We start from the raw sequence: 25,210 nt of genomic DNA, 5'->3' as shown, positions 1-25,210 counted from the left end.
GAAAGGCAGAAACATGAAACTACAGATTCTTGGAACCGGCTGCGCCAACTGCAAGCGCCTGACGGAGAACACGAAGGCCGCGGTCGAGTTGTTGGGCGTCGATGCCGAAATAGAAAAGGTGGAGGATATCCGCGAGATCGTGAAGTTTCGCGTGTTGAGCACTCCGGCCCTGGTGGTAGACGGGAAGGTCGTGCTGGCGGGGAGGATTCCCTCGGCGCAGGAGATCGCGCCCCTGCTGAAGGCGTAAGAGGGGACGGCAAACGATGAGAGTCACCAATGCGACCATAGACGCAGGCGTCTGCGGATTCGTGACGGACGTTTCCGCCTCTTGCGAAGATGATCAAAACTTCCGATTTCAGATAACCTCGCCGTGTGAGAACATACAGGGGCTTGCGGGCAGGCTGCCGGCGGTGGACGCGTATTCGGAAATTGTGGCCGGCTATGACGGGGAGATCCACAGGGCCGCACGCGCTTCGCTAAAGGGGTGCTGCAGCGGATGCGTCGTGCCGGTCGGGATATTCAAGGCGATGCAGGTATCGGCCGGACTCGCCCTGCCGCGCCCGATCGCTATTTCCTTGTGCCGGGATGAGGGCTGGAACAACTAAGTGTCGCGAATCAAGGGAGGTCTGACCGGGTTGGTGAGCGCCGGAGGATGGCCCGTGGTCCGCTCCGCGTCCCGCAGCAATGTCTAACCCTGGAGGAAACGATGATCGAAGAACTGAAACCCGTGTGGAAGCAGTTCGTGGAGACCTATGACGCGTTGAACGCCGTTCTGGAGGAAATCCCGGACGCGCGTTTGCACTGGAACCCGACGCCCGCGAACCCGTCCGCAGCGGCGGTTGCATTTCACATCGCGCGGGGCAACATCGCGTATGCAAACAGAATGGAAACCGGGGACTCCGGAGAGCGGCCGACGTTCTACCAGGATATTTCCCGCGCCGCCCTCAAGGCGGTCATCGACGAATCGCTGGACCGGGTGCGCACCGTGTTTCGTGACCTCCCGCCCAAGCGCCTGCACGCCGTTTGCGCGACGGACTGGGAACCGCTTGGCCCTGTGGTCAAGGGCCACCAGGATGCGTTGTGGTTCGCGATGCAGATCGTCCGCCACACCGCCTACCACGTGGGCCAGTTGAACTACATATCGTTGATGATTTAATCCGGGAAGCGCCATATTGATGTGAAAGCCCGGCCGAGTTTCAAGGAGCGCAACACATATGATTGCCACAGCCCCACCCACTACACAACAGAAGGATGACCGCGTGATGTTCGATGATGCCCAGGCGCGCCTGGCCAAGGCCGCGGAAGTCATTCACCTCGAACCATGGCTCCGCCGCGTGCTCGGCGCGATGCAGATGGAGTTCATCACCGAGTTCCCCGTGCGGATGGACGACAACGACATCCGGATTTTCCGCGGATATCGGGTCCATCACAACGGAGGCCGCGGGCCGTTCAAGGGAGGCATCCGGTACCACCCATCGGTGTCTCTGTACGAGGTGCGCGCATTGGCGATGCTGATGACGTGGAAATGTGCGATCATCGACGTTCCGTTTGGCGGCGGCAAGGGTGGCGTAGAGTGCGATCCGCATATACTCAGCGTCCGCGAACTCGAAGGCGTCACACGCCGATTTACCAGTGAACTCACACCGGTGTTCGGCCCCAACACGGACATCCTCGCGCCCGACATGGGCACCGGCCCGCGCGAGATGGCGTGGATTGCGGATACCTACAGCATGAACAAGGGCGTTACAACCCTGTCGTGCGTCACCGGCAAGTACCCGGACCTGGGCGGTTCCCTGGGACGCCGTGAGGCGACCGGCCGCGGGATAGCGGTCGTCACGGACTCGGCTCTCTCGGACGCCGGTTCATCCATCAAGGGAAGCACCATCGTCGTACAGGGGTTCGGAAACGTGGGGCAGAACGTTGCGGCAACGGCGGCGGACATGGGCGCCAGGATTATCGCGGTGTCGGACGTCTTCGGAGCGCTTTACAACCCCGCGGGGCTGGATGTGCCGGCGCTGGTTCAGCACGTCTCGAACGGCAGGCCGGTGACGGAGTATGCCGGCGGCGAGATCATCACCAACTCTGAATTGCTGTTGCTGCCCTGCGACGTGCTCATCCCGGCCGCGATGGAGAACCAGATCACGAGGGCCAATGCCGCGCACATACAAGCGAAGCTCATCGTGGAAGGCGCAAATGGCCCCATTACCAGCGAGGCCGATGTGGTGCTCCACCAGCGCGGGATCACGGTTGTGCCGGACATCCTGGCGAACGCCGGTGGCGTGCTGGTCAGTTATTTCGAGTGGGTTCAGGACATCAGCCAGTTGTTCTGGACGCTGGACCAGGTGAACGACGCATTGGACGCCAAAATGCGGCATTCGTACAAGCAGATGTTCGACACGTCACGCAGCCTGAACGTCGATCTGCGAACCGCCGCGCTGGCCCTGGGTGTCGGCCGCGCCGCGGACGCCCTGCGCGTCAGAGGCATCTATCCGTAGGCGCCGCTGGCCTGCGACCGCGCTTCGGGGGATGCCTGGTCCCGCAGGGACAATGGTCAGGGAGAAACCATGAGAGTCGGTTCGTTGGTGGTTTGCGCTATTCTAATCACCGTTACGGGATACGCGAAGGCTCAAACGTCTCGGCCAAACCCTCGGGAACGTGGCATGCTCAGCACACTCAGACCGGGCCACCCGCGGCTAATCGGCCTCGATTCGGACTTGCAGCGCTGCAAGGATATGATCGCCCGATACCCGCAGGCCCGTGAGTGGCGGGACAAGCTGCGGGCGACGGCCGAGCAGTATCTCACAGAGCCACCCGTGGAGCACGTCCTCATCGGGCCGCGCCTCCTCACGCAGAGCCGCCGCGCCATGAACCGCATCTACGCGCTCGCCCTGATGTACCGCCTCGATGGCGATAAGCGCTTCGCCGATCGTGCGCGCACCGAGATGCTTACCGCCTGTGCCTTCAAAGACTGGAACCCCAGCCATTTCCTGGACGTCGCGGAGATGACCCACGCGATGGCGATCGGGTACGATTGGCTGTACGACACGCTTAACCGCGACGATAGGAAGACCATCCGGACAGCCATCGTCAATCTTGGGTTGAGAGAGGGCGAGAAGGTCTATCGAGCGAAGGGTTGGTGGACGACCTCCGCCTTCAATTGGAACCAGGTCTGCAACGGCGGAATGACGATCGGCGCGCTCGCCGTCGCGGACGAAGAGCCGGATCTCGCGGCCTACATTGTGTCGCAGGCCGTGAAGAACGTTCCGATGGCGATGGCCAGTTATGCGCCGGATGGTGGTTGGGCGGAGGGCCCCGGCTACTGGACCTACGCCACCGACTACAACGTCTACATGCTTGCAGCATTGGAATCGGCTTTGGGGACCGACTTCGGACTGAGCAAAGCCGCCGGGTTCAAGGAATCGGGCCTATTTCGGCTGCATTTCGCCGGTCCTACCGGGCGGACGTTCAACTTTGCGGACGCGGGCGACAAGGCAGGGGGCACACCGATCCTGATGTGGATGGCGCGCCGGTATCATCAGCCCTTGGACGCCTGGATCGAGCGCCATTCGGCCAACGGGTCGAACGCCCTCGACGTGCTGTGGTACGCTCCGGAGGGCAAAGGGCCGGTCGACGATAAGGAACCGCTGGACGCGTACTACAAGGGCATTCAGGCTGCTTTCTTCCTAACCGCGTGGGACGACCCCAACGCCACGTTCGTTGGCTTCAAGGGAGGTGACAACGCGGCTAACCATAGCCACCTCGACCTCGGGACTTTCGTGGTGGACGCCGATGGCGTGCGCTGGGCGGTGGAACTCGGAAGCGACGACTACAATCTGCCCGGCTACTTCGGTAAGCAGCGCTTCACGTACTACCGGCTGAAAACCGAAGGCCAGAATACCATCTTGCTGGACGGCGCGAACCAGGCGGAGAAGGCGAAAGCGCCGATTATCGCGTTTTCCTCAACACCGCAACGCGCCTTCGCCGTTGCCGACCTCTCCGCCGGCTATGCGAAGCAGGCGACGACAGTGAAGCGCGGAATCGCCCTCCTCCGAAGGCGGGACGTGCTGATCCAGGACGAGTTGACGGCGCCTAGGCCACTCGAGTACGTCTGGATGATGCACACGGAGGCCGAGGTCTCGGTCTCGGGCGCCACCGCCACGCTTAAGCGTTCCGGAAAGACCCTCACGGCCCGCATACTGTCCCCTGCGAATGCTCGCTTCGAAGTGGGCGTGACCACACAGGGCTCAAAGGAGAACCCCAACAAGGGCATCACCAAACTGCTCGTTCGCCTGCCGGACAAGACGTCGAGCGCCCGCGTGGTGGTGCTCCTCTCCCCCGGCGCGGGCGAACCGGGTTCGCCCGACGTCAAGCCGTTGGCGGAGTGGAAGTGAAGCGGACGTTTCAAATCGGCCGATGCTAATCTCTCTATAGGGAGCTGGCAGTGTTTACCAACGAGCAGATACAGCAGGCTGTGGACATACTGGTGCGCGAAGCGAATCCGTTGAAGGTCATCCTTTTCGGTTCGTACGCCCGCGGCGACGCCCGCGAAGACAGTGACGTGGATTTCCTGGTTATCGAGCGTGAATTGTCGAACAAGAACGCAGAGATGGTGCGGTTGCAGAGGTCCCTGAGCCCGACGGGAATCAATTCCGATGTGTTCGTAGCAAGCGAGGAGTACACGCTATCGTCTTGGGCGAGTTTTCCGGGGACCTACCTGTACGACGCCCTCAGGGAAGGCAAGGTGATGTATGCCTTGGATGGAACAGGCGCTCTTGCTGCTGCGAAAGGCGCATGATGACGACAAAGCGCGCCATCTGCTCACAGGAGGTGTCGCATTTCGTACAGCCCTGACCGCGGTGGGGCTTACGGGCGTGCTCTGGAGAACGCCATTGCTGCCAGTCGTGCCCGTGGTGTGGTGCATTGGCGCGATAACCATAGCACGTAGGGCACAGCCGGAACACAAGGTCGCAGTTCCCTGGATGCGGTGGGGCCTGATTCTAGGCGCTGCGTGCGCCTTAGCGCTCATCGATTGGGCTTACCATAATCAATGCGGTGACTGGTCGTGTGACGTGGAGTCGGCGCGTAGCCGTCGCCCTGCTATCATGTCCCTGACATGAACATTCACAACTTCCCCATTGGACCCGTCACTGCCGGCGCCGATCGCCTGTTCCTTATCGCCGGCCCGTGCATGGCCGAAACACGAGACCTGTGCCTTGCCGTTGCCGAGAAGACCCAGGCCGTCTGCGATCGGCTGGACATCGGCTACATCTTCAAGGCCTCGTTTGACAAGGCCAACCGCACGTCCGGTGCAGGCCCGCGCGGGCCCGGCCTCGACGAAGGTCTGGCCATCTTTCGAGACGTGAGAGACGCATTTGGCCTGCCCGTTCTGACCGACATCCACGAGAGCTGCCAGGCGGCTCCGGTCGCTGAAGTCTGCGACGTCCTCCAGATCCCGGCGTTCCTGTGCCGTCAGACCGACCTCCTGCTCGCGGCGGCTGCCACGGGTAAGGTGGTCAATGTCAAGAAGGGCCAGTTCCTGAGCCCGTGGGACATGAAGAACGCGGTCGCCAAACTCGAAGGGGCCGGCGCGGCGGGCATCATGCTCACGGAGCGCGGAGCAACGTTTGGCTACAACAACCTCGTGGTGGATTACCGGGGGCTGCCGGTGATGCGCTCGTTCGGCTGGCCGGTCGTGTTCGACGCCACCCACAGCGCCCAACTGCCGGGCGGTTCCGGCACCTCCAGCGGAGGCATGCGCGAGCACATCCCGGCGCTCACCCGCGCGGCAATGGCCGTTGGGGTCGATGGGCTGTTTATGGAGGTCCACCCGGATCCGGACAAAGCCTGGTCGGACGCCGCGACACAATGGCCGCTGGACCAACTCGAGCCGCTGCTGGTGAGCGCGCTGCGTATCCGGGAGGCCGCACGTGGCTGACCAACCGCAGTGGGCGAATCGTGCCCGCCATTTCCTGAGCATGGAAGCGGACGCCATCACTGCCATGGCCGGACGCTTGAACGGTGAGTTCGATCGCGCGGTGGCACTCCTTCTCGATACGTCAGGTAAGGCGGTTGTCACCGGGATGGGCAAGGGAGGTCACGTCGGCAACAAGATCGCCGCCACGCTCTCCTCAACGGGCACGCCGAGCCTGTTCCTTCACCCCGCGGAAGCCGTTCACGGTGACCTGGGCGTGGTCTCGGGCTCCGACGTGGTCATTGCCATCTCGAACAGCGGCGAAACCGAAGAGGTCCTGCGGATCCTTCCCGCCGTGAAGCGCGTGGGGGCGCCGCTGATCGCGATCGTGGGCAACACAACATCCACCCTGGCGCAAAAGGCGGACGTGGTGCTCGACGCTTCCGTGGCGGTAGAAGCCTGCCCGCACAATCTCGCGCCGACCAGTACCACCACTTGCGCCCTGGCGCTGGGTGATGCTCTCGCCCTCTGCACGATGGAGGCGCGCGGCTTCACGACGGAGCAGTATGCGATGCTTCACCCCGCCGGCGCGCTGGGCCGGCGCCTGCTGCTGCGCGTTCGCGATGTCATGCGGACCGGTGACGATCTGGCAATCGTGCACGGCGAAACGTCGTTATTGGACACCATGTTCGCCATCACCAACGCAAACGCGGGCGCCGCGTGCGTAGTAGATGCTGATCGCCGCTTGACCGGCCTCGTGACGGACGGCGACGTCCGCCGCCAGCTCCTCAAGGATGCCTCGGCGCTCAGCAAGCCGGTCTCGGAAGCGGTCACCAAAATGCCGCTCACCGTCCGGCCGGACGACCTCGCGGCGGAAGGCCTGCATACCTTCGAAAGCCGGACAACGGCCATCGAAGGCAAGACCCGGCGCGTCGGCGACATGCCCGTCGTTGACGCCGAAGGCCGCCCCGTCGGAATGCTGATGCTCAAAGACCTGCTGCAAGCCGGACTTGTCTGAGGTACGAGATGCGATATGTTCCACGCGTGTATGCAGACACGTCGGTGTTCGGAGGTGTTTTCGACGAGGAGTTCGAAGATGCCTCTCAGCGGTTCGTGTCCCTTGTCGAGCACGGTCGTTTCGCGTTGGTCACATCAGCTCTGGTGGAAGACGAGATCCGGTTTGCGCCGCTCCGCGTGCAAGATCTTTTCGAACGGCTTCGACTAACTGCTGAAATCATAGATATCACCGCGGATACCCTCGACCTCCGATCCCGGTACGTTGAAGCGGGCGTGGTTGCAGCACGATCGTGGACAGATGCTTTGCACGTTGCCGCGGCAACAACGTCACGATGCGATTTCATCGTGAGCTGGAACTTCAAGCACATCGTGCATTTCGACAAAGTGCCCCGATACAACGCTGTCAACGTACTGTGCGGGTATCATGAGATAGGCATTCACTCGCCCTTGGAGATGGTATCGGATGAAGAAGAAGACTTTTGACTGCGTGAAGATGAAACGGGATGCGTCCAACGCTGTACGCGAGCGCCTCAAAGACCTGTCCGTCGAGGAGGAAGCCGCATACTGGGGCGCTCGAACCGCCGCGATGCGCGCCAACCTGACATCCGCTAAGCAACAGACCACGACGCCCGCACGATGAGCGTTCCCTCAGCGCTCAGTCCAGGCCATACGGCAGATGTCGCCAGCGATATTGCGCGTGTCTGGAACGCGTCGCCAGCCCAGGACGCGGCCCTCGCGGATGAGGCCTACACCATCCTTGATCGGGCCACGGCCGTTCGCCGCGCCTCCGTGGGGCAGCCGGAATGGCTAGTCGCCCGCCTAGCGGAAGGGCTCGCCCGCTTCCTGATCGCCCGTCAGATGGCCCAGTGGGGCCATCGCAGTTACGCCATTCAGGCGCTGGAAGCCTCCCTCGATGCCTTGAGGGACGCCGCCGCTGGTCTCCCCGACGGTTTCGACCCCTCCCGTGATTCTGTCCTCGCTTTCCGTGAGAGCCTTCACCGCGAATGGCGCGCCATGCAGAGCGAGGAAGACCTGGGCCGCCTCGCAGCACTCTCCGTTCGTCAGATTAGAGTCTGAATAAACGGGGGAAATGGAGATACAGGACGATCCGGCGCCCTTTCTCCTGCTCGCTTCTAGCGCTTCGGCGCGCGTTTACGGAGGCAGCTGGGGCTGTCCGGTTTCACGCCCTTCCGGCGGCGGGTTTCGTGGATTCACGCCACATGGGTGGATCGTCCAAACGTTCGAGTACCACGGAACGCTGGATCCGGGAGTGGGGTTGGGCGAAAACCAGTCGTCTGGACGCCGCGCCGAATTCCTGACAACGCGCAAAGGAGTCAAATGATGAACAGGGCTAAGGCAATTTCCGCGGCGTATCTCCTTCTGAGGGTGATCACTGGTCTGCTCTTCGCCGAGTCCGGAAGTCTGAAGCTGTTCGGCTGGTTCGGTGGTATGCTGCCACACGTTGGGGCAGCGCAGTTTGGCACGCAGCCATGGATTGGCGGCGTGCTGGAGGTCTTCGGTGGTGTTCTGATCGCGCTTGGGCTTTTCACCCGTCCGGTGGCCTTCGTGCTGGCTGGCGAGATGGCCGTCGCCTACTGGCAGTTCCACGCCCCGAAAGCCTTCTTTCCGGTCCTGAATCACGGTGAACCGGCGATTCTCTTCTGCTTCATATACCTGTTTATGGCGGCCTACGGTGGCGGCGACTGGAGCCTGGATGCGCTGATCCGGCGGAAGAGGTGTGGCGCAGCAAACGGGGGGTGAAAGCGAAGGACCGCATGCGAAAGGAGTTCCGGAAATGGACAGCGGTACGCATCCCACGTTTGGGAACGGCAAGATATGCTACATCGAGATTCCGGCCGATGACATTAGGCGTTCTGCCTCCTTTTTTGAGGAGGTCTTCGGCTGGCACGTCAGAGAGCGGGGTGACGGCGATATCGCCTTTGATGACTCGGTGGGTGAAGTGAGCGGCACATGGGTGACAGGCCGAAAACCGTCATCGGAGCCTGGGCTCCTCGTCTCGATCATGGTTGACAGCGTGGCCGAAACGGTTGATGCGGTCATCGCTCACGGAGGCGAACTGGTTCAGCCGATCGCCACCGATGCGCCGGAAACAACCGCCCGTATCAGCGATCCGGCGGGCAATGTGTTCTGCCTCTATCAGCACCGAACGGGAGGCGGCTGAGGCGGTTTAGTCCAATGTAATTCGCGAACCGCGGTCGCACTGCGCATAACTGCACGGCCCACCCCTCAATTCGCCCGGAAGTCCGACCAGTAGTACGCGGCGCTTGAGCCCAGTTGGTTCGTTGCCACCGTGGCTACGTGCCCGTCGATGAATAGAATCTGGATCTTGCCGTTGCCTACCTCGGCGCCGGTCGAGCTTTTGCTGCTGGCGTGCCACGCCCGCATATCCCAGAACATGGCGCGGTCGGACGGCCGTTTGACCGCCGAGGTGGAGTACGCCGCAAGTGCAATCCCGGCCGGGTCCACCCTGTTGAGATAGGGGTTGTCCTGGCCGCCGCCCGCCGATCCGGGGTTGGTGATGTTCGTTGCACGGTAGCCGTAACTGACGCCGATCTTCTTCGTCCGGTCGGCTCGAAGCCGCCAGTCCTTGAACGAGAGCGGTGTCTTCGCGCCACCCGGCCATCCGTCACCGATGCTGTACAGCCCGAAGTCGGCGGGGCACGCCCAGATGGCTCGGGACTTGATGTAGGGGTCCAGTTGCAGGGAGATGGTCGCCTTCTCCCCGGTGGGCGACAGGATGTCCACGCCCCCACCGAAATAGAGTGCGTTCTCGTACGTTGCCTTGAAATCCTCGACGCTGATGAATGTCTTGAGCCCCGGCGGGTTCCACGCGGGGAAGTGGTCCTCGGCATCGGTCACGTATTGAGTCATCGCCAGGCCGATCTGCTTCATGTTCGAAATGCACGTGGCCTGTTGCGCGCGCATCCGTGCCTTCGCGAACACCGGAAACAGTATCGCCGCCAGTATGGCGATGATCGCGATGACCACGAGCAACTCGATGAGGGTGAACCCCTCCTGCGCACGCGTCTTCATATCCAGACCCCTCTCGCGGCGAGCCCCGCCGCCGTTTTCAGCAGTTCCACCGGGCGATGCGCGGCCCGAACGCGGCCGCTTGTCCTGGGCCAGGGCGAAACACACCTTTATCAATTATATTACACCATGTCGCACACCCGTGCCTACATGGGCCTCCCGGATCTGTGAATCGCATTAGGACACCTTGCCGGCGCGGGTTGCCGTGCTTGTGCCTGGAAGCTTACTGGCACAATTTGTGCACGAAAATACGTGATGGGGAACCCTGTTCGCGCGTCCGACGCAACGGACGGGCCTTCTCCTGAGGAATCGCGTGTGCGACCGAACTCCAAGGCGGATTCTGGGTGCCCGCCACGTTCGGCGTCGTTCACGGGCCACCGGCGCCGTGCTGTTAGCCGGCGCGGGGCGAATTCGGTGACAACCTGGTGTCCCGATGGCTTCGCCCCACTGATTATCTGTTGGCGCATGCAGTACGCCAGAGCCCGGCAGCACGCTTGCCGGGGTCTGCGTCTGCCTCTTGCACTCACGCACATGGGTTAGTTAGAGGCTACGTCTTATGACACTCCGAACCACTGTCGCGATGCTCGCTTCGGTTCTCGTAGCGGGCTCTGCTTCCGCCGCTCTCAGCGTCTTCAATTTTGACGCTCCCGGCGATTTTTCCTCCACCGGACCGGCCCAGATGGGCCTGTTCATGGGCAATCCTTTCGGCACCTTCGGCACAGACGTGATCAACGGTGCGCCCTCGGGCGTGTACAATTTCCCTGCGGCCACCAATACTCAGGGGCTCGTCGTCACCACCAACGCCCCGGCGAATGGCGGTGGCGCGTATCTTAACGAGTACACGCTGGGCTACGACATCAAGTTCATCAACGCCTCCGGTTATGCGTCACTCTTCCAGACGAACACGAGCAATACCAACGACGGCGACCTTTTCCGCGACGGCTCCGGCGGTCTCGGAATCAGTGGAGTCTACGACGGGTCGATCCAGACCGATACCTGGTATCGCCTGATGTTCACGTTCGATCTGGCCAACAGCACTCTCAAGAAGTACGTCGATGGTTCTCTCGTCGGAACGCAGACGCTGGGTTCCGGACTTGACGGACGCTGGTCCCTCGATCCGACCTTCGAGATTCTGACGGACAATGACGGCGAGACCAACGCCGGCTCGCTTTCGAGGTTCTCTTTCGAGGATCGCGTTCTCAGCGACAGCGAGATTGCCACCCTCGGGGGCGCCAATATCCCGGAACCTTCCTCCCTGGCATTCCTTGCCGTTGGCGTTCTGCCAATGCTCCGCCGCCGCAAGACGGCCCGCTGAACCGCAGCACGACGGATGCAGAATGGGCCGCCCATGTACGGGCGGCCCATTCTGCATGGTTGGCAAGCGGTGACCTCCGCTACGGCCCCATCTCCAGTCCCGCGGCGATCCGGAGGACCTCGACGGCGTCTTGAACGGTGACTTTAGCGTCGCCATAGCGCTTTCCGTTCGGCCCCACAAACAGCCCGGTGGGACCGATGGGAGATACGTCGCCAGGCACGGGGGACGCGACGATTGTGAGCGTCTGGCTGCCGTCCGCCGCCCCGTTGGGGATCGCATAGGTTCCCGCGGGCGCCCATACGTGCAGGGTGGCATCCGTCGAGTCCACGGCGTAGACCCAGCCTTCCGGGTCGATCGCCACGTCTCGTACGAGACTGCCGAGCCCGGTGAAGAGCGGGGTCACGGTGGTAAATGCCTTATTGGTCTGGTAAACGGTGCCGTTCTCGCCGCCGATGAGGATCATGTCGCGGGCCTCGTCGATGCAGATGCCCATATATAGCGTGCCGGTAGATGGGAGCGTCGCCACGAGGTTGCCGTTCGCGTCCAGTTTATTGGCGTCGTCCGTGGCATCGCTGACCAGGTAGAAGTTCCCTGCTGAATCCCTCGCAAAGTCCTCGTACCAGTTGACGCCGGAGAAGGATGTTACGCCCGTCGGAACGATGGCGAGGTCCTGCGTGCCGGTTCCGATGGCGTATTTGTGAAGGCTGTTGCCCGGCGCCAGGTCCTCGTCAGACGTGTACACCACGCGGCTGGTGCCCGTGCCCTCGACAATGGCGTTGCTGACACTGCCATAGAGCGGCGTATTCAGCGAATCGTAAACCAGGTTGTTGTCCCGGCTGCCGCCGACAGGGTAGGGATAGGCGAAGAACGCCTTGGGATTATCGCCGTTGGCGTCCGCGGCGAACAGCGCGCAGTGCGGGTCGCTGGCGTCGGTGATGAGGATGCTTCCGTCCGGCGTCACGGAGGGGCGGAACGGGCTGTTCGCGGATGCGGCCCACGGTCCCAGAGCGCCGATGTCGGCGCTGGTCACTTTCGGCGTCGCGAACGCCGGGGTGAGATCCGGATTGAGGATGTAAACGCCGTCGACCGTTGTGCGGTTGGCCAGCGAGCCGCCCGCGCCTTCGGTGACGTAGATGCGGCCCTTGTTTGGGCTGCCCGTAATGCGGTTGATGTCAATGCCTCTCGGGCTGTTGAACTGCATATTGGGGTCGTTGGGGTTGCTCACCGGGATGTATCCGGTGGCGGTCACGGACCCTCCCGTGGCCGTCACGCGAATCGCGTAAGGGCCGCCCGCAGGGATGTCCGCGGCGTTAAGGGTAACCGTGTTGGCCCCGGGCGTGGCGCCAATGCTTCCACCGGGGATGGTGAGCGTCTTTACCGAGGTGCTGCCGCTCAGGAAGTCGATCTTCACGTTGGCGATGCCGCCGGCCACGTTCGCCCCGGCTCCGGCCAGGGTGTAGGAAAGCGTTGTGCTCTGGCCCGGATATAGGACCGTCAGTCCTAGCGTCAGGTTGGAGACTTTGATGGCGAAAGAGCCGGCGAATGCCATCGAGCCGGTGAAGAGGAGAAGGGCGCCCACCGCAAGAGGAATCGCGCAGCGGTTGGCACAGTGCCGTTTCCATACATTCATACAATACTCCCTGTGTATAGAGTGGTCGCAATGCGACCGGATCGAAGTCGTTCTCGCTCCAGGGTTCGACCGCGAAGGCGCATGGGGCACGAAAAAGGCCGCCCCCATGTCCCTCGTGGCGCTGATTGTCATTGGTGCACATTCCCGGCCAACGCCGTAACCCGCAGCCCGGGGAATGTGCGCTGAGTGGCCCACCGTCCTGACCCGCGCCATCGAACGCGAGACGGTTGGCCCGATTGTGTTCTACTGAATGGTGATGGGACCGGACTCCACCCAGCCGGAGGCCAGATACTGGGCGTCAAGCGCCTGAGCCATCACGTGATACGTGCCGGGCGTCTTGAAATCCACCGGCAGCGAAATGGGCACGGTCGGGTCGAACATAACGATCGTCGGCTCCCAGAATCCATCCTCGGTCGTCCGCTCCTTGATAGCCACCCGATAGCGGTATCTTTGGCCGGACCCGGATGGATATTTCAGCGTGACCATCTGTCGTCCCGTCCGGCCCGATACCGGTGGGCGCACGAATACCGGAGCGCCCGGAAGCGTTCGCGCGGCGCCCTTCTGCAGCGTCAGTCGGTCGAACACCTTATTGGAGTCGTCGTAACAGGTGACGGTCATCTTGTCTCCGTCCACCTGCACGGTGCTGTACTGCAGTATCAGTCCATACTTCACGGTCTGCGGCCAGTTCCTGCCCCAGGACTCGTCGCCGGCGCCTCCGCCGCCGTTGATCATGTGGACCACGTTATTCACGATGGCCCGCTCGTAGGAGTGGGTGTGCCCGTTGAAGAACGCGTCCACGCCTGCCTTTTCGAGCAGCGGAACGATGTAATCCCGAACCGCCGGCGTGCCGTCATATCCCGGCCAGCCGTCGGAATACGCCGGCTCGTGGCAGTACGCGAACTTCCATGTCGCGCTCTGGAAAGCCGGAGAGGAAAGGGTTTGCTGCAGCCATACGTACTGCGGGCTGCCGGGCGAGAGGCTGTAGTAATCGTCAAACGCTACAAAGGCGCAGTTGCCGCGATAGTGCGCGAAATAGTGGCCGCGGCTCTCCACCGGGTTGCCGGTGATGGTCTCAGGATACGGAAGGAAACGGCGGAAAAGCGGCGTGTTGGCTTCGTGGTTCCCGATCGAAACGTAGCAGGGCGCATAGCGGAACACATCCTTGCTGGGCGTGAAGAATTCGGTGTTCCACTGGGAAACTATCGGCCCGCTGGTCACCACGTCGCCGACATTGACGATCAGTTCTGGGTTGCGGCGCATCATCCGCGTGTTCAGGTTGAGGAAATTGTCCGGCTTCGTCCGATTGTCACCGATGACGCCAAATGTCACTTTGGTTGCGGTGCGATCGTCGGTGGTAAACGCGCCGTCGCCGAGGTGCTTCCCGGGTATGTCCACGGAGTAGGTGTAGCGGGTCCCGCGCGAAAGAGACGTTGCCTTTGCCTGCTCGACGGTATCCGTTGCCGGCACGTTGACCACCGTGGGCGTCCCGGTCGCCGGTGTGAAAGTCACCGCGGCGGCAACGGCTGAATCGGTTTCCCACATCACCGTGGCTTCGGTTTCGGTAACCCACAGAAGGTAGGGGTATTTCACGACACTGACAGTGGTCTGAGCGGATGCGGAGTGCGCCAGACCGATGCCGAAGGCCAATGCGGCCAAGGCGGTGAGGAGAGTCGCGCGGATCGGGAATCTGCGGAAGCTGAGCATGTGACGGATCTCCTTCCCGGCAATCCCATGTGGACCGTCCGGGGCAACAGACCTTTCGCCTGTCACACGAATTTTAGCACAGAGCGAAACGAAGTTCCTATAATTGATGGCGATGAGGCGTTGCGCCCGATGGCGGGCCCAATAGGGCTGCCGCGCGTGATGCTCCGGGATGATCGCTGTCAACCGCTCAGACACCTCGAGGTGCACGTGATGAAACCGTCGGCCAATTCGCGGAAGGCTTTCCCCCGCCTGATAGCGCTTGGGGCCGCCATGGTATGCCTGGCCGGCGCCGCTTCCCCTGCGCTTTGCGGCGATCTTCGCATCTTTGTGACCAACGTGACATTGACAGCCCCCGCTGCGTCGCCGTCGACCGGTGTGAGCCTTTCGTACTCCATCGGCGGTGACGGGCTGAACGTTCCCGGCGCGCTGCAAAGCGTGGACATCAAGTTCACTTCAGCTGGCGGCACAAAGACCGTCACGCGCTATCCTGGCGAGGCGGGTGCGTTGCCGGGCGCGAACACGGTGCTGTTCTACGGGCCGGATTTGCCGCCTCCCGGCGTGTACACCGTCTCGGTGGTGGCCCGCGGCGTGGAAATCTCGGCGACGGACTACTTCGAGGTCAGCGCCTCGGATGATTCCAACCTCAAGTTCACAAACGCCAATGGCATCGACATTAATCGCGTTCCGGGCGGCGTGCATCACGGGCTGATCTACGTTGCCGAGGGCGCCGCCGGCACAGTGGGAGCGCGCACCACGCAGGAGGGCGTGTACGTCCTCAATCCCGACCTGACCCCCATGTATGCGTCTCCACGGGCGGCCAACGCGGACATCGGAACGCTGGGCCCCTGGGCAGCCTCCACCAACAGTCCGTTCCGGGTTCACGTCGCCCCCGATGAGCGGTTGTATATTACGGACGCCAGCGATGCGCACTCCGCGCTCTTCGTCGCGGCGCCCGATGCAACAAATGTGCAGGCTGTGTTCGCGTATCCAGCGCCAGCGGGCGGATCGCGGTCCGGCACCGGCCTTGTGAAGACCTCTGCCGGCACATCCATCTACGGCAGCGTCTCCAGCGTCTGGGTGGAGGGCGCCGGCGCAACGCGCACAATCTACACGACGGAAGAAGACCTCGCTCCCGGGAACTCGCTCTGGGTACGCACCATCCCGGCCGACGCGACCGCCACCTCCGTTGCGCCGACGCTTGTGGCCGGTTTCACCGGTTCTACGTGGATACAGGACTTCGTCCGCGACTCCCTGGGCAATTCGTATATGGTCAGCACCACGATGGATGACGCGCACAAGTTCGGCGCCACGGGTTCGCTTCTCGCGACGCTTCCCCCGAATTCCACCGGGTATTACGGCATATCCATCGATGAGCCCCGCGATTACCTGTTCCTGAGCACCACTGACGGCCGCGTATTCCGGGCGTCAACGGCGTTCAACGAATCGGAAGCGGTTATCGAAGGACTCGGCAGTCCCGTGCGCGACGTGGCGACCGACGCGGAAGGGTGGGTCTACGCTCTGGATGGCGGAAATCAGAGGCTTCGCGCCTTCGCCGGTCCCGGCGACTACACCATCGCCGGCGGCACGGGGCTCGCTCAGACTACCCTCGAGATCACGCCGGACCCGCTTCCGGGCGACATCGCGCCCGTCGGTCCGGCGGGAATCTACATCACTTCCAGGGGCGTCCGCTACGGAGACGGCAAGGTTGACCTGCTGGACGCCGACTACATCGCGGAGATGGCCATGGGCCTCATCGCGGGGCCTTGATTATGGCAGAGCATGGTTGCTGCGGCAGGGTTGCTTGCGGTCTCCCTGTATCGGGCGCCAGGCATAATCTCGTTCGAAAATCCGCAATTATGGAGCCCGTGAAAATGCCACGTTTACGAAATCGAACTGCCTTTACGCTGATCGAACTGCTGGTCGTGATCGCCATCATCGCGATCCTCGCGGCCATCCTCTTCCCGGTGTTCGCAAAGGCGAGGTCCCGTGCCCAGGCCACTTCCTGCCTGAGTAACATGAACCAATTGGGGAAGGCCATGATGATGTACTGCGACGACAACGACGGCCACGCCGTGTACCGCTGGTATGAGTGGCACACAAGCCTCATGAGTTACGTCAAGAGCATGGACGTCTTCGCCTGCCCATCGTCCAACGCGCCCAGGCCGGTCATGAAGACGTACACCAACTATAAATGCCTCGAATATTCCACCGACCCGCCGGACATCCTCAATGGTCCCTATCCCACGAATGCGAAGTCCGGATTCCCAGAGATATGGGGGCATTACGCGAAAAACGAGGAGTTCCTGGCCAACTACGGCGACACCGGCGCCATTAACCCGCCCATCAACCGCTGGAAGGATCCTAGCGGCATCATCATGATTGGCGAATGTAAAGACGCCAAGGAGGTCGTGAGCGCCAACGTTCGGGGGGACCGCACCTATAGCAGCGGGCCCTACATAGAGCCGGGATCCACCACCTGGATGGAAGTGTGGGGCCAATTGTCGTATCGCCACAACAACGGCCAGAACAGCGTTTACCTCGACGGTCATGCCCGGTTCCGGAACGCCGACTGGTTCCAACACACCCTGGAAGGCAAGCACGCTATCTGTCCGCCCAAAGAGAACGTCAACACCACCACCCCCTGGTAGATCATTCAGCGCGCCGAGGCGCGATTAACTGACATAGAACCCCTCAAGACGGTGCAGTGCAGGCGTGAACGCGCCTCCTGCACCGTTTTCGCGTCCCGGCCCGCCGCATCCCCAGCTAGTACCTTACTAAAACTATTGACTTAGTCAAGAACTTATGGTACGCTATCGGTGTTGGTATCTGTGAGCGTCGCGAGGCGGGTGCGGTTCGAGACTTTGCCGCGTTGGGGGCCGGCCCGCGACGCGCGGAACCATCTGGAGGTGATTCATGACGGCGGAACTGAATGCTGTAGTACCGGATAGCGTGGTTGACGCGCGGTTCGTCGCATGTCCCGGGCCGCTGCTGGCCGCCCGCAGGGCAATCGACGGGGTTGGAGTAGGGCAGACGCTGGAGATCCGGTCGAGCGACGCCGGCAGCCAGGAGGACATCCCGGCGTGGTGCAAGAAGACGGGGCAGCAATATCTGGGCAGCCTGTCGAAGGACGGATATCGAAGCCTTTTCGTCACGCGGCGAAAGTGATCGTGGTTACCCGGCGTTGTGCCGGCAGGAGGCATCGTTATGACGGAAATGATTGAAACGACCGGTGTCCGGGATCTGCAACGTCAGTTGTGCGATCTGCAGGCTCAGGTTGACGACATCAGAACGTCGTCGCTGCCGGAGGATAAGCTCTCGATGGTCGTCTTCAGCGGCGATCTGGACCGCCTGCTGGCGGCCTTCATCATCGCCACGGGAGCGGCCGCCATGTTCGAAGAGGTCGTCATGTTCTTCACGTTCTGGGCGACGCCCGCGCTGCGAGACCCGGCCAAACGGCCCCGCGGCAAGGATATCATCTCCCGGATGTTCGGCTGGATGCTGCCCACGGGTTCTCGCCAGCTCAAACTGGGCCGCATGCATATGGGCGGGCTCGGCACCGGCATGATGAAGGGTCTGATGCGCAAGAAGAACGTCTTCTCCCTGGAGCAGTTGATCGGGCAGGCGGCGGAATCGGGGGTGAAGATATATGTCTGCGAGATGAGCATGGGTCTGATGGGGTTCTCGAAGGACGAGATGATCGATTACCCGGGCCTGGCCCTGGCGGGAGTGGGCAAGTTTCTCGGCGAGGCCGCATCCAGTAAGACGACCCTGTTCGTCTGAGGGCGGGCGTCGAATCGATGGGCGGTGAGCGCCGCAGCGCTACAGAAGTGGGATAGGCCGGCGGCGTCGCGGATTCCTATAGTGGGTCGTGTCATACGGGCCCCGGCTCAACCGAGGACCCACGTCCCAGCGGAGGGTCTGCGCACCATGTCCCAGAGTGCCTGGAGCACCGTCGTCGTGCTCCTGTTGGTTGGAGTCTCGTGTCTCGCGGCGGTCGCCCAGACGCCGGAAAACACGGCGCAAGTTGAAGTGGACGTCACGAGGCCGTCCGGCGCGACGATACCGCGCACGATCTTCGGTTCGTTCCTCGAGCCCATCGGTCGCAGCATCCAGGGCGGCCTGTCCGCGGAAATCCTGGAAAACCCGTCCTTCGAGGATTACCTCTCCAGCGCCGGCGCCATCCGCCGGATGACGGACCGCAACCCGGCGCTTAACCGAGCCTCTGAGATCGGACTCCCGCTGCCGTGGCAGCCCCTGCACGACGATCAAGGGTGGCGCTACGAACCGCGATTCGGCGACGCGTACAACAGCTTCCGCTCGTTGTTCGTGATGGCGCTGCCGGACGCCGAGACGGGTGTCCGCCAGGAGGTCTTCCTGCCGGTCCACCGGACGACGAAGTACGTGGGCTGGTTTTACGCCAAATACCAGTCCGGCGACAGGCACGTGGAGGTTTCGTTCCGGAAACGCGACGAGGCGGCCGTGGTTCACTGCCGTTCCACTGTCGAAATGAAGGGCGAAGGCTGGACGAAGTACGGGTTCACGCTGGAGCTTCCGGCCGGCGCAGTGGCGCCGTTGCAGCCCGCCGATTTCGTGATCGTGCTGAAAAACGGCGGACGCGCGTCGCTCGACCAGGTGATGCTCTACCCGGCCGACCACGTGGACTACATGGATCCGGACGTGCTGGCGCTGTGCAAGGACATGAAGACGACCGTCATCAGGTACGGAGGCAATTTCACGTCCGGGTACCACTGGAAGGACGGCATGGGGCCGCTGGACAAGCGTGTGAGCATGATCAACCAGAGTTGGGGGTTCCCCGAATACAACCACTTCGGAACCGACGAATTCCTCCGCTTGTGCGAACTGGTGGGCGCGCAGCCTCAGATCGCCGTGAACCTCGGCAGCGGCACACCCCATGAGGCCGCCGAGTGGGTGGCCTACGTGAGCAGGAAATGGGGAGATCGCAACGGCGGCGCCCTTTGGGAACTGGGGAACGAACTGTGGGGTGCGGGCTGGCAGATCGGCTACCCCGCTTTCTCGGAATTGGAGCCACGGACGGGCGCGTTCTCGAAGGCCATCCGCGAGGTCGACCCGAAGGCGCGCCTGATCGCCACCGGCGCGGATCCGGACAACTTCCGGGGCTGGAACGCGGAGTTGATGAAACTGCCGCCCGAGACATTCCAGTTGTTCGCCACGCATTTCGTCGACGGGGTGGGTGACGTCCGGAAGCCGAACGCAACCAACAATTTCGTAACCCTGTCCGGTTTCGCGCTGCCGATCGGCCTGGAACGGCATCTCAAGGAAATGAACGCCCAGTTCGAGGCGGATCCCCGGTGGAAGGGCCGCGCGCAGATAGCCTTCTCAGAATGGCTCTTCCACGGTCCGGCGGATCGTGTGCCGTCGTTCACCAATATGGGCGGCGCGGTGATCGTAGGCGGCCTGCTGAACACGTTCTTGCGGAATACGGACATCGTCCCCGTTTCCACCATGACCGGCCTGATGGACTTCCACGGAATCCACAAGGCGAAGGGTCAGGCGTTCGGCACACCGTCGTACTGGGCGTTCCGAATGTACGCGTCCGCCGGCGCCGCGCGCGTCGCGCCGGCCACCGTGAAGGTTGCGCAGTACGACGTGGAGGAGGGGAACACGCGGATCCCGAACATCCCGAACGTCCCATATCTCGACGTCGTCGCGGCGCTTGATGAGTCCGGCGAAACCTTAGTCCTCTTCTGCGTGAACCGGCGTATCGACGGACCGATTTCGGCAACCATATCGGTGGCCGGCTTCACCGGGCCAGGCAAGGCGCAGACGTTAAGCTCTGAACGGATCACCGACTCCAACAATGAGGAGCACCCCGAGGCCGTGAAGCCGGTCGAAACGGACGCGCGGCCCGCCGGCGGCAAGCTGGAATTCCAGTTTCCTCCCGCCAGCGTGACCGTGATTCGCCTGAAGAAGGGGTAGGCAAGGCTCCGATATCACGGTACGATCGGCGTCCCGCCGGTTCCCCGCAGTGGGACCTGCGAGACGCCGGTCGTGCCGCATCATGCGCGGGATGAAACCGTCGGGTGACCTATCTGTCGATCGGTATGGCGGCCTTGTTCGCATCCAGCCATTGCGCAAACGTCTGCAGTTTCGGGTTGAGCGAGCGCGCCGTGTCGAGGTTGCGGACGCCGCAGAAATACGTCGCGAAGTCGCGTTTGAACTGGAACATGTTGCCCAGGTCGTCGGCTCCCGGGAAGCCGAATTGGCGAAATGTCTCCGGCGTCACCGTGTTGTACCGCACCGGTTCGTCCAGGGCCTTAGAGAGCGCGGCCGCCATCTCCGCGCCGGTGAGGAGTTCTCCTGCGATTCCCACCGTCGCGCCGATGAACTCGCCACCCCTCTTGAAGATGCCGTAGGCGCACCCGCCTATGTCCCCCGCGGCGATTCCGGGAAGCTTCTCGTCACCCATCGGCATGGTGATGGCCAGCGTACCGTCCGGGCCCCGCTGCGGGCCCATGCCGAAGGAGATGAAGTTGTCCCAGTAGAAGGACGTGAGCAGGAACGTTGTGGGCGCGCCCTGTTCCGTGAAGTAGGCGTTTGCCTCGCCCTTGGCGTCGAAATGCGGAACCTTGTACTTGCCCATGAGCGTGGGCATCCGGTTGTCGTCCAGCGGGATCCATTTGCGGGTGTCTTCCAGCGTGGACCAGATAACGTGCTGCAAGCCCGTCTGCTTCGCCGCCCGGGCCAAGGCTGCGGCCTCGGCGAGTTCCTTCTCCGGCGAGAAATGCGCCCAGTAGAACGTAACGCAGTAGGCGCCGTACGCTCCGTCGAACGCGCTGTTCAGGCTTTCAGGATCGTCCAGATCGGCCGAGACGACTTCCGCGCCGGCGTCCGCCAGTGCCTTTGCCTTGTCCGAGCCGGCGTCGCGGGTGATAGCCCGAACGGCGAACCCGCCGCCGGGGTCGTCGAGGATGGCGCGTACGAGCCCGCCGCCCTGCGCCCCCGTAGCGCCGAGAACGGCGATGATCTTCTTTTCTGCCATATCTGTACTCCTTGGTTGGATCGGGCGAATTCGCCGCAAGGGAATCGTGTCTACGGGTATACTCAGTGAGCCTGCCGGTGGTTCCCGCCCGGATGGCCTGACCTGGCCGGAAGACCGGTAACATACTGGAGAGAGGGAGGACTCAACGATGATATGCAGGCAATTGGCGGCACTGGCGGCGGCATCTGTCGTGGGAATCGGCGGCGTGGCGGCACAAACGCCGCCGGCAAGCGTGCCACCCGAGGTTGCGATCTGGCCGAACGGGGCGCCGGGAGCGCTTGGCAAGGCGGAGTCGGATCGCCCCGCGCTCTTCATCTACCGTCCTGCAGCCGGCACGGCGAACGGCGCGGCGGTCGTCGTCTGCCCGGGCGGCGGGTATGGCATGCTCGCGATTGACCACGAAGGCCACGAGGTCGCCCGATGGTTCGCCTCGTTCGGTGTTACGGCGGCGGTCCTGCGCTATCGCCACGCCCCGGACTACAAGCAGCCGATCCCTCTCGGCGACGCGCAACGCGCGATCCGATACCTGCGCGCGAACGCGAAGGACCTGGGGATCGACGTGAAGCGCATCGGCATCATGGGCTTCTCCGCAGGAGGGCACCTTTCGGCGTCCGCGGCCACCAAATGGGTGAACGCCGTGCCTAATGCCGCCGATCCGCTGGACCGCGTCACCAGCCGTCCGGATTTCGCCGTGCTGGCGTACCCCGTCATCACGCTCACGTCGCCGTACACTCATACGGGGTCGCGTGACAATCTGCTGGGACCGAATGCGCCGGCGGCGCTCATCGCGGAGAACTCCCCCGAGCAGCACGTGACGCGCGATACGCCGCCCACATTCCTGTTCAGCACTACCAACGACGACGCGGTGCCGGTGGAGAACAGCCTTATGTTCTACACTGCGCTCCGTAAAGCCGGAGTGCCCGCGGAACTCCATATCTACCGCGCCGGGCCGCACGGCATGGGACTGAATCGCTACGCGCCGGACGCCACGTGGCCGTCGCTGCTGAAAGACTGGCTGCAGAACCTCGGCATGCTCAAAGCGGGGTAGTCGCTGCCTACACGGCGTCCTCGCCCCACGAGCCCAGCGGCGCACCGGCTGGAGGCACAGGGGCGGCGGGAGGTTCGGGGGACGCCGTGAGCGGGCGGGTAAGGTGGCGGCCGATGAGGCCGGCAATGGTTCCACTAAAGGCTGCCTGAGTCTCGTCGGATCCGGGATCGGCGGTCAAGTCATTTCGAAGGCGGGTCAGCGCGGCGTCCACGCGCGACCGGACCGCTAAGGGCGCCGTCGCATTGCCCGACAACCTGATGAGCCCGCCAACAACGACCTCCTGTGTCGCCCGCCGCACCTCGGCCAGGCGCGGGGCAATGGCTGCATCGTCGAAAACGAAAGCCGTCAATGCGTGCAAAATGTCTTCGAGGCCGGGCAAATCCGTGCGGCGGCGATGGAAATCGACCAGCCGGGCGCAGCGCTCGGGGTTAAGGAGCCCAGCGACAACCATCTCCGCGGCGCTTCGGACGGCGCCCAACGCATCGAAGGCCGGCCCCGTGGCGCTGGGGAACATCTCGGTGTTGCGGTCCGACTCATACGGCCGAGGCGCCAGGAGTTCGAGGACGCTCTCCGGCACGTCCAGCTCCGCGGGCGCGAGGCATCCAAGCAGAGCGTCCAGGGCTTTCTTTTGCCGATCCGCGTCAATCATCCGCACCACCGGCGCCGGATCACCGCGGAACGCGGTGCCGTGGTCGATCCCCGCGATCACTTTCAGCGCCGCCGTTACCTGGTAACGGTGGTGGAAATACACAGGCGCCAGGGTCTCCTCGAGGCGCGCGAGCGGTGTGCCGGGCTTCACGTTGTGCTGCCCGAAGCGGTCCAAAGCGATCCGACGAACGCGCATCTCGTGCTGAAGCTGGTTGACCGGGTCCGTCCCGTTGTCCCACATGGAAGCGCGCGGGTTGGCGGACTCGGCGCCGCGCGTATCGCCGTCGGCGATGAAGAGGAGGCCGCGTTTGGCGGAATCAGCCAGGATGTCCCGCAATCCGTTCGCTTCTTCCGCGCCGGGCGCAAACTCGGTGTATGAATAGCGCGCCGCCTGTATGTCCCACGGGCCGAGGCCAACCCCGTATGCGTGGGTGAAATCGAGATCGCCATCTGGCGTGATATCGACGCGCGGCGCGGGGTAGTCCATCACGGAACCGCCATCCGGCGTTGAACTGGCCGCGAAGTTGTGCGCGAAGCCGAGCGTGTGGCCGAGTTCGTGCGCCGCGAGTTGGCGGATGCGGCTCAAGGCGAGCTGGATTGGATCGTCCGGAGCGCCGCTGCCGGTCCTGTCCGCGCCGGCGAGCCCTTCGAAAACGAGGCGTACCTGCCGCAGGCGCTGCGAATCCAGAATGACGTGCCCCTTGATGATCTCACCCGTTCGGGGATCGGTGATTGTGCGCCCGAATGACGAACCACGCGTCGTGCGGTGTATCCACTCGAGGACGTTATAGCGTGCGTCCAGCGGATTCACCCCGTCCGGGAGCATCTCCACGCGGAAACCATCGATGAACCCCGCCGCCTCGAACGCTTTCTCCCACCACCTTGCTCCGTCCAGCAGTGCCGATCGGATCGGCTCCGGGACACCCGGGTCGAGGTAGTAAACGATCGGCTTCACTGCCCGCGAGCGTTCAGCGAGGGGATCCGCCTTCTGTAGCCGGAACCGCTCCACGTGCTGAACCTCGAGAGGCCCGTCAAGCGGCGCAGAGAAGTTCACAAATGGGATGCTGTACGAACCGCAACGCGGATCGAAGGCGCGCGGCCGGTATCCGGCATCCGGCAACCGCACGAGCGAGTGGTGCTGGACGAGCGTAACGGATGGCGGTGCGGGCGTCGTCTCCGTAACGCTCTTCCCCGGCTTTGGCGATCCGAACGTGAGGATGGCTTCAAACTCGAGGTTGTCCGGGAAGGCGAGGCAGTTCTCCAGGTCCGGAACGCTGCGATTGGCATCCAGCGCGTATCCCCCCTGGTCTGCGAGCTTGGCCGTGGCGTCACGGGCATCCCGCACGATGAATGACGTGATGTCCACAAGCGCCGAACCATCGCGGTCAACGGCCTCAACCGGGCCGGCCCACAGGATGGATGGCGGAAACGATTGTGAGACGGACGCGCGTTCGGCCGGGTTCTCCGAGACAGCCTGGAAGCTGGTATTCGTCGCTTCAAAGAGGAGTCTGCCCGCGACGCGGCGCAGGCGGACGACGAATGTGCGCCCGATTTCGCCGCGGTCGAGCCCAACCGCCACGTTGCCGATTCCGGTGCTGAGGCTTTCCGCATAGATGAACACGCCCACGGTGCCCGCGCGATCGGTGGGTGGTGGGACAAGCAGCCATATCCGGCCGGCCTCGCGGTCATGCCATGTGGTCAGCAGCCCCGCGTGGCGCTCCCATTTCGCGGTTCTATCCGCGATTTGATCAACACGCGTCCCGGCGCCTTCGGATCCGCCGATCGCGCCGAGCGCCAACACGGCGGCGAGCGCCAGCAACCAGCCCATACCCCAGCCGCCCGAGATCAACATGGTACCGCCTCCG

25 protein-coding genes are annotated in these 25,210 nt (G+C 63.1%); 20 read left to right on the top strand and 5 right to left on the bottom strand.

Annotation, left to right across the window (positions count from 1 at the left end):
- Positions 1 to 13: 13 nt before the first annotated feature.
- From VGM51_13815 to VGM51_13755, 13 genes are all read left to right on the top strand, one after another.
- Complete coding sequence (locus VGM51_13815; GenBank protein HEY3414113.1) at positions 14 to 247, top strand: thioredoxin family protein; 234 nt, start codon at positions 14 to 16, stop codon at positions 245 to 247.
- A gap of 16 nt (positions 248 to 263) precedes the next feature.
- Positions 264 to 605 carry a hypothetical protein gene (locus VGM51_13810; protein HEY3414112.1) on the top strand — a complete coding sequence of 114 codons (342 nt, stop codon included), beginning with the start codon at positions 264 to 266 and terminating at the stop codon, positions 603 to 605.
- A gap of 101 nt (positions 606 to 706) precedes the next feature.
- The gene (locus tag VGM51_13805) at positions 707 to 1,156 is read left to right on the top strand and encodes a DinB family protein (GenBank protein ID HEY3414111.1); all 450 of its coding nucleotides are present in this window, start codon (positions 707 to 709) and stop codon (positions 1,154 to 1,156) included.
- 58 nt (positions 1,157 to 1,214) lie between these two features.
- Positions 1,215 to 2,495, top strand: a complete 1,281-nt coding sequence (locus VGM51_13800) for a Glu/Leu/Phe/Val dehydrogenase (GenBank protein ID HEY3414110.1) — start codon at positions 1,215 to 1,217, stop codon at positions 2,493 to 2,495.
- Positions 2,496 to 2,660: 165 nt separating this feature from the next.
- Positions 2,661 to 4,391 carry a heparinase II/III family protein gene (locus tag VGM51_13795; GenBank protein HEY3414109.1) on the top strand — a complete coding sequence of 577 codons (1,731 nt, stop codon included), beginning with the start codon at positions 2,661 to 2,663 and terminating at the stop codon, positions 4,389 to 4,391.
- A 50-nt stretch (positions 4,392 to 4,441) separates the two neighbouring features.
- Complete coding sequence (locus VGM51_13790) at positions 4,442 to 4,795, top strand: nucleotidyltransferase domain-containing protein (GenBank protein HEY3414108.1); 354 nt, start codon at positions 4,442 to 4,444, stop codon at positions 4,793 to 4,795.
- 318 nt (positions 4,796 to 5,113) lie between these two features.
- Complete coding sequence (gene kdsA, locus VGM51_13785) at positions 5,114 to 5,935, top strand: 3-deoxy-8-phosphooctulonate synthase (protein HEY3414107.1); 822 nt, start codon at positions 5,114 to 5,116, stop codon at positions 5,933 to 5,935.
- A complete protein-coding gene (locus tag VGM51_13780; GenBank protein HEY3414106.1) occupies positions 5,928 to 6,929 on the top strand; it encodes a KpsF/GutQ family sugar-phosphate isomerase in 1,002 nt (333 codons plus the stop codon). Before kdsA ends, VGM51_13780 begins: the two co-directional genes overlap by 8 nt.
- A gap of 8 nt (positions 6,930 to 6,937) precedes the next feature.
- Entirely contained in the window at positions 6,938 to 7,411 is a 474-nt protein-coding gene (locus VGM51_13775; protein ID HEY3414105.1) for a PIN domain-containing protein, read from the top strand.
- Positions 7,392 to 7,568 (top strand): hypothetical protein, encoded by a 177-nt coding sequence (locus VGM51_13770; protein HEY3414104.1) that lies wholly within the window; start codon positions 7,392 to 7,394, stop codon positions 7,566 to 7,568. The genes VGM51_13775 and VGM51_13770 overlap by 20 nt, the downstream gene beginning before the upstream one ends.
- Positions 7,565 to 8,005 carry a hypothetical protein gene (locus tag VGM51_13765; GenBank protein HEY3414103.1) on the top strand — a complete coding sequence of 147 codons (441 nt, stop codon included), beginning with the start codon at positions 7,565 to 7,567 and terminating at the stop codon, positions 8,003 to 8,005. The genes VGM51_13770 and VGM51_13765 overlap by 4 nt, the downstream gene beginning before the upstream one ends.
- 261 nt (positions 8,006 to 8,266) lie before the next feature.
- Entirely contained in the window at positions 8,267 to 8,689 is a 423-nt protein-coding gene (locus VGM51_13760) for a DoxX family protein (protein HEY3414102.1), read from the top strand.
- A gap of 34 nt (positions 8,690 to 8,723) precedes the next feature.
- A complete protein-coding gene (locus VGM51_13755; protein HEY3414101.1) occupies positions 8,724 to 9,110 on the top strand; it encodes a VOC family protein in 387 nt (128 codons plus the stop codon).
- A gap of 65 nt (positions 9,111 to 9,175) precedes the next feature.
- On the opposite strand, the gene VGM51_13750 is transcribed toward VGM51_13755, so the two are convergent.
- Positions 9,176 to 9,982, bottom strand: a complete 807-nt coding sequence (locus VGM51_13750; GenBank protein HEY3414100.1) for a prepilin-type N-terminal cleavage/methylation domain-containing protein — start codon at positions 9,980 to 9,982, stop codon at positions 9,176 to 9,178.
- A 553-nt stretch (positions 9,983 to 10,535) separates the two neighbouring features.
- Here VGM51_13750 and VGM51_13745 point away from each other — a divergent pair.
- Positions 10,536 to 11,294 carry a LamG-like jellyroll fold domain-containing protein gene (locus tag VGM51_13745; GenBank protein HEY3414099.1) on the top strand — a complete coding sequence of 253 codons (759 nt, stop codon included), beginning with the start codon at positions 10,536 to 10,538 and terminating at the stop codon, positions 11,292 to 11,294.
- 79 nt (positions 11,295 to 11,373) lie between these two features.
- On the opposite strand, the gene VGM51_13740 is transcribed toward VGM51_13745, so the two are convergent.
- Together VGM51_13740 and VGM51_13735 are read right to left on the bottom strand one after the other, a co-directional pair.
- Positions 11,374 to 12,924 carry a hypothetical protein gene (locus tag VGM51_13740; protein HEY3414098.1) on the bottom strand — a complete coding sequence of 517 codons (1,551 nt, stop codon included), beginning with the start codon at positions 12,922 to 12,924 and terminating at the stop codon, positions 11,374 to 11,376.
- Positions 12,925 to 13,167: 243 nt separating this feature from the next.
- Positions 13,168 to 14,628 carry a metallophosphoesterase gene (locus tag VGM51_13735; GenBank protein HEY3414097.1) on the bottom strand — a complete coding sequence of 487 codons (1,461 nt, stop codon included), beginning with the start codon at positions 14,626 to 14,628 and terminating at the stop codon, positions 13,168 to 13,170.
- A gap of 210 nt (positions 14,629 to 14,838) precedes the next feature.
- Between VGM51_13735 and VGM51_13730 the strand changes: the two genes are divergently transcribed.
- The 5 genes from VGM51_13730 to VGM51_13710 all read left to right on the top strand — a co-directional run bounded on the left by VGM51_13730 (position 14,839) and on the right by VGM51_13710 (position 20,586).
- Positions 14,839 to 16,395 (top strand): hypothetical protein, encoded by a 1,557-nt coding sequence (locus VGM51_13730; protein HEY3414096.1) that lies wholly within the window; start codon positions 14,839 to 14,841, stop codon positions 16,393 to 16,395.
- Between the two features lie 104 nt (positions 16,396 to 16,499).
- Entirely contained in the window at positions 16,500 to 17,276 is a 777-nt protein-coding gene (locus VGM51_13725) for a prepilin-type N-terminal cleavage/methylation domain-containing protein (protein HEY3414095.1), read from the top strand.
- 265 nt (positions 17,277 to 17,541) lie between these two features.
- Complete coding sequence (locus VGM51_13720; GenBank protein HEY3414094.1) at positions 17,542 to 17,793, top strand: sulfurtransferase TusA family protein; 252 nt, start codon at positions 17,542 to 17,544, stop codon at positions 17,791 to 17,793.
- 39 nt (positions 17,794 to 17,832) lie between these two features.
- Complete coding sequence (locus VGM51_13715) at positions 17,833 to 18,408, top strand: DsrE/DsrF/DrsH-like family protein (GenBank protein ID HEY3414093.1); 576 nt, start codon at positions 17,833 to 17,835, stop codon at positions 18,406 to 18,408.
- A 147-nt stretch (positions 18,409 to 18,555) separates the two neighbouring features.
- A complete protein-coding gene (locus VGM51_13710; GenBank protein ID HEY3414092.1) occupies positions 18,556 to 20,586 on the top strand; it encodes an alpha-L-arabinofuranosidase C-terminal domain-containing protein in 2,031 nt (676 codons plus the stop codon).
- A gap of 109 nt (positions 20,587 to 20,695) precedes the next feature.
- On the opposite strand, the gene VGM51_13705 is transcribed toward VGM51_13710, so the two are convergent.
- Complete coding sequence (locus tag VGM51_13705) at positions 20,696 to 21,649, bottom strand: NmrA/HSCARG family protein (protein ID HEY3414091.1); 954 nt, start codon at positions 21,647 to 21,649, stop codon at positions 20,696 to 20,698.
- Positions 21,650 to 21,797: 148 nt separating this feature from the next.
- Between VGM51_13705 and VGM51_13700 the strand changes: the two genes are divergently transcribed.
- Positions 21,798 to 22,697 carry an alpha/beta hydrolase gene (locus tag VGM51_13700; protein HEY3414090.1) on the top strand — a complete coding sequence of 300 codons (900 nt, stop codon included), beginning with the start codon at positions 21,798 to 21,800 and terminating at the stop codon, positions 22,695 to 22,697.
- 7 nt (positions 22,698 to 22,704) lie between these two features.
- On the opposite strand, the gene VGM51_13695 is transcribed toward VGM51_13700, so the two are convergent.
- Positions 22,705 to 25,197, bottom strand: a complete 2,493-nt coding sequence (locus VGM51_13695; GenBank protein ID HEY3414089.1) for a zinc-dependent metalloprotease — start codon at positions 25,195 to 25,197, stop codon at positions 22,705 to 22,707.
- Between the last annotated feature and the right edge of the window lie 13 nt (positions 25,198 to 25,210).

This window comes from Armatimonadota bacterium (genome assembly GCA_036504095.1).
Classification (GTDB): domain Bacteria; phylum Armatimonadota; class DTGP01; order JAKQQT01; family JAKQQT01; genus DASXUL01.
Note: the sequence above shows the minus strand (reverse complement) of the source record. Positions and strands in the feature narration are given on the sequence as shown.